The 3,892-nt window shown below is 70.1% G+C and carries 3 protein-coding genes; 2 read left to right on the forward strand and 1 reads right to left on the reverse strand.

Annotation, left to right across the window (positions count from 1 at the left end; translation table 11 throughout):
* Nucleotides 1-1,824 (reverse strand): beta-galactosidase (locus tag AB0I06_RS34115; protein WP_363122746.1); only part of this gene is annotated, 1,824 nt, incomplete at its 3' end.
* Nucleotides 1,825-2,010: 186 nt separating this feature from the next.
* Between AB0I06_RS34115 and AB0I06_RS34120 the strand changes: the two genes are divergently transcribed.
* Nucleotides 2,011-3,330: an extracellular solute-binding protein gene (locus AB0I06_RS34120; protein WP_363122747.1), complete on the forward strand. Its 1,320-nt coding sequence runs from the start codon at nucleotides 2,011-2,013 to the stop codon at nucleotides 3,328-3,330.
* The coding region (locus tag AB0I06_RS34125; RefSeq protein ID WP_363122748.1) for a sugar ABC transporter permease at nucleotides 3,327-3,892 on the forward strand (566 nt) is incomplete at its 3' end. The genes AB0I06_RS34120 and AB0I06_RS34125, both read left to right, overlap by 4 nt.

Consider the following 3,892-nt stretch of genomic DNA (forward strand, 5'->3'; position numbering starts at 1 on the left):
CTTCGTCCCAATCGCCAGTCCCACCTTCGACAGCTCCCTCCCACAAGGGGTTGGGCCACCGGCTTCGGGTGTTACCGACTTTCGTGACGTGACGGCACCGAAGCGGTGCCGGGTGACGGCGGGCAGCCCGGCGGTGAGGCCGTCGGCGTAGGTCAGCACGGTCTCCGCGCCGCGCGGCACCACGAACTCCGTCCACACGTCCGCGGACAGCTCGGTTCCCCCGGGGCCGGTGACCCGCACCCGTTCGCCGGGCAGCAGCGGGGAGAACTCCTCGACGGTGAGGCCGAGGACGTCCCGCAGCGGGCCCGGGTAGGCGCCCTCGTGGACGGCGTCGTGCTCGTCGACGATGCCGGAGAAGTAGGAGACGACCAGCGTGCCGCCGTTCTCGACGTACGCGCTCAGATTGCGCCCGGCCGCCTCCGTCATCAGGTACAGGGCCGGTACGACGACCAGGGGGTACCTCGACACGTCGGCTTCCGGATGGGCGAAGTCGACGGTCAGGTGACGGTCGTAGAGGGCCTCGTAGAAGGAGTCGGCGCGTTCGCGGGCGTCGTGGTCGACGCTGGGGCGCCAGTCGAGGTTCTGCGCCCACCAGGAGTGCCAGTCCCACAGCACGGCGACGTCGGCGCGGGTGCGGGTGCCGCGGATCTCGCTCAGCGCCTCGACGGACGCGCCGAGTGCGACGACCTCGCGCCACACGCGGGTGTCGGTGCCGCCGTGCGGGACCATCGCCGAGTGGAACTTCTCGGCGCCGCGACGGGACTGGCGCCACTGGAAGAACAGGGCACCCTCGGAGCCGCGGGCCACGTGCGCGAGGGAGTTGCGGGCCATCTGGCCGGGGGCCTTGGCGGGGTTGCGCGGTTGCCAGTTGACGCCCGAGGTGGAGTGCTCCAGCAGCAGCCAGGGGGCGCCGCCCGCGACGGACCGGGTGAGGTCGGCCGCCATCGCCAGGTTGACGTGGGTGCGGCGGCCGTCGGTGATGAGGTAGTGGTCGTTGGTGACGAGGTCGACCTCGCGCCCCCAGGCCCAGTAGTCGACGGAGTCGCACTGGCTGAGGGCCGTCATGAAGTTGGTGGTCACCGGCACACCCGGGGAGAGGCGGTGCAGGATGTCCCGCTCCGCGACGAAGTTCTCGCGCATGGTGGCGTCGGCGAACCGCTTGTAGTCCAGCGCCTGGCCGGGGTTGACGGCCGCCGGGGTGAGCCGGGGCGGGTTGATGTCCTCGAAGGCGGCGTAGCGCTGGCCCCAGAAGGCCGTGCCCCAGGCCTCGTTGACGGCGTCGACGGTGCCGTAGGTCGTCGCGAGCCAGCGGCGGAAGTGGGCGGCGCAGGAGTCGCAGTAGCAGGCCGAGACGGGGACGCCGTACTCGTTGTGCACGTGCCACATGGCCAGGGCCGGGTGGTCGCCGTAGCGCTCGGCGAGCTTGTGCGTGATGGCCGCCGCGGCCTCGCGGTAGTCGGCGTTGCTGTGGCAGATGGCCGCGCGGGAGCCGAACTCGTAGCGCACGCCCTCGGCGGTGACGGGCAGCGCTTCGGGGTGGGCCCGGTAGAACCAGACGGGCGGCACGACGGTGGGGGTGCCGAGGTCGACGCGGATGCCGTGCTCGTGCAGCAGGTCCAGGAGCCGGTCCAGCCAGCCGAAGTCGTAGGTGCCGGGTGAGGGCTCCAGCAGCGCCCAGGAGAAGATCCCGACGCTCACCAGGGTGACACCGGCCTCCCGCATCAGCCGTACGTCTTCCTGCCAGACGCTTTCCGGCCACTGCTCGGGGTTGTAGTCCCCACCGAAGGCGAGCCTGGTGAGGCCCCTGGGGGTGGTCTCCGGCATGGATGGTCTCCCGGTCGAAGGATCAAAATGGGAACGTGCACACACCGAAGCGCGGTGCGGAGCCCAACATAACCGCACAGCAACAACCATTGACAAGTGTCGTGAGTGTTTCTCTACTGTGAACGCTCACAGAAGCATGGCAGGGTCCTCGCAACAGGCGGGGACCCCAGGTCAGGGGAGAGATCCATGCCGTACACGAAGCGCCGCCGCCTCGTGACCACCGCCGTCGCCGTCGCGCTCGGCGCCACCAGCCTCGCCGCCTGCGGCTCGGACGACGGGGACAGCGAGACCGGGTCGGGACCGGTCTCGCTGACGTACTGGACCTGGACACCCGGCATGGACAAGGTCGCGGACCTGTGGAACAAGGGGCCGGGCAAGAAGGACCGGATCACCGTCACGGTGAAGAAGCAGGCGTCCGGCGACACGCTCGTCACCAAGATCCTCACCGCCCACAAGGCGGGCAAGGCGCCCGACCTGGTGCAGGCCGAGTACCAGGCGCTGCCCACCCTGGTCAGCAATGACGCGCTCGCCGACATATCCGGGGAGGTGGGTGAGGCGAAGGACCGCTTCGCCGACGGTGTCTGGCAGCAGACGACGCTGGGCACGGACGCGGTCTACGCGGTCCCGCAGGACATCGGGCCGATGATGTTCTACTACCGCGAGGACCTGTTCAAGGAGTACGGCCTGACGGTGCCGACGACCTGGGACCAGTTCGCGCAGACCGCCCGCAAGCTGAAGGAGGTGGCTCCCGGCAAGGACCTCACCACCTTCTCCGCCAACGACTCCGGTCTCTTCGCCGGTCTCGCCCAGCAGGCGGGCGCGAAGTGGTGGACGACCTCCGGCGACCGGTGGAAGGTCTCCATCAACGACGCGGCGACGCGGAAGGTCGCGAAGTTCTGGGGCGGCCTGGTGAAGGAGGGCGCCGTCGACAACCAGCCGATGTACACCCCCGCATGGAACAAGGCGCTCAACACCGGCAAGCAGATCGCCTGGGTCAGCGCCGTGTGGGCGCCGGGCACGCTGACCACGGCCGCACCCGAGACCAAGGGCAAGTGGGCCATGGCCCCGCTCCCCCAGTGGTCCGCGAGCGAGAACCGCACCGGCAGCTGGGGCGGCTCCTCCACCGGCGTCACCACCGACTCCGAGCACCAGGAGGCCGCCGCGAAGTTCGCCACCTGGCTGAACACCGACGGCGAGGCCCTGAACGCGCTGGCCAAGGAGAGCGGCATCTACCCGGCCGCCACCAACGCCCAGACCAGCGGCGCCTTCCTCGAGCCGCCGGCCTACTTCTCGAACCAGGCCGACTTCTACAGCAAGGCCGCCGACATCGCGAAGACCACCGCGCCCTCCGCCTGGGGCCCGAACGTCAACGTCGCGTACACCACGTTCAAGGACGCCTTCGGCGCCGCCGCGAAGAACAAGTCGGACTTCGGTGCCGCGCTGGACCGGATGCAGGCCGACACCGTCGCCGACATGAAGAAGCAGGGCTTCGAGGTAGCTCGGTGAGAAGCACGGCACGCCGGCAGTCGTACGGGGTCGAGGGGGCCCCGTACGGCCACCCGTCTCCCCGCACCACCCGCAGGCGGGCGCGCAGCGCCCCCTATGTCTTCCTCCTCCCCGCGACGATCCTGTTCGCCCTGTTCTTCGCGCTCCCCATCGGCTACGCGCTCTGGCTCAGCTTCCGCAAGGAGAAGGTCTCGGGCCTCGGCCTGGGCTCCGGCGCGCGCAGGGAGGTCTGGGCCGGCCTGGAGAACTACACCGGCGCCCTCTCCGACAGCGAACTGCTGCACGGCGCCCTGCGCGTGCTCGGCTACGGGTGCATCGTCGTGCCCGTTATGCTCGGCCTGGCCCTGCTGTTCGCGCTGATGCTCGACTCCGAGAAGGTGCGGCTCGCGCCCGTCACCCGGCTCGCGATCTTCCTGCCGTACGCCATCCCCGGTGTGGTGGCCGCCCTGCTGTGGGGCTTCCTGTACCTGCCGGACGTCAGCCCCTTCTACTACGTGCTCGACAGGTTCGGGATGCCGCAGCCCGACCTGCTGGACGGCGGGCCGCTGTACCTGGCCCTGTC

The sequence above is a fragment of the Streptomyces sp. NPDC050674 genome (genome assembly GCF_040654575.1).
Taxonomy (GTDB): domain Bacteria; phylum Actinomycetota; class Actinomycetes; order Streptomycetales; family Streptomycetaceae; genus Streptomyces.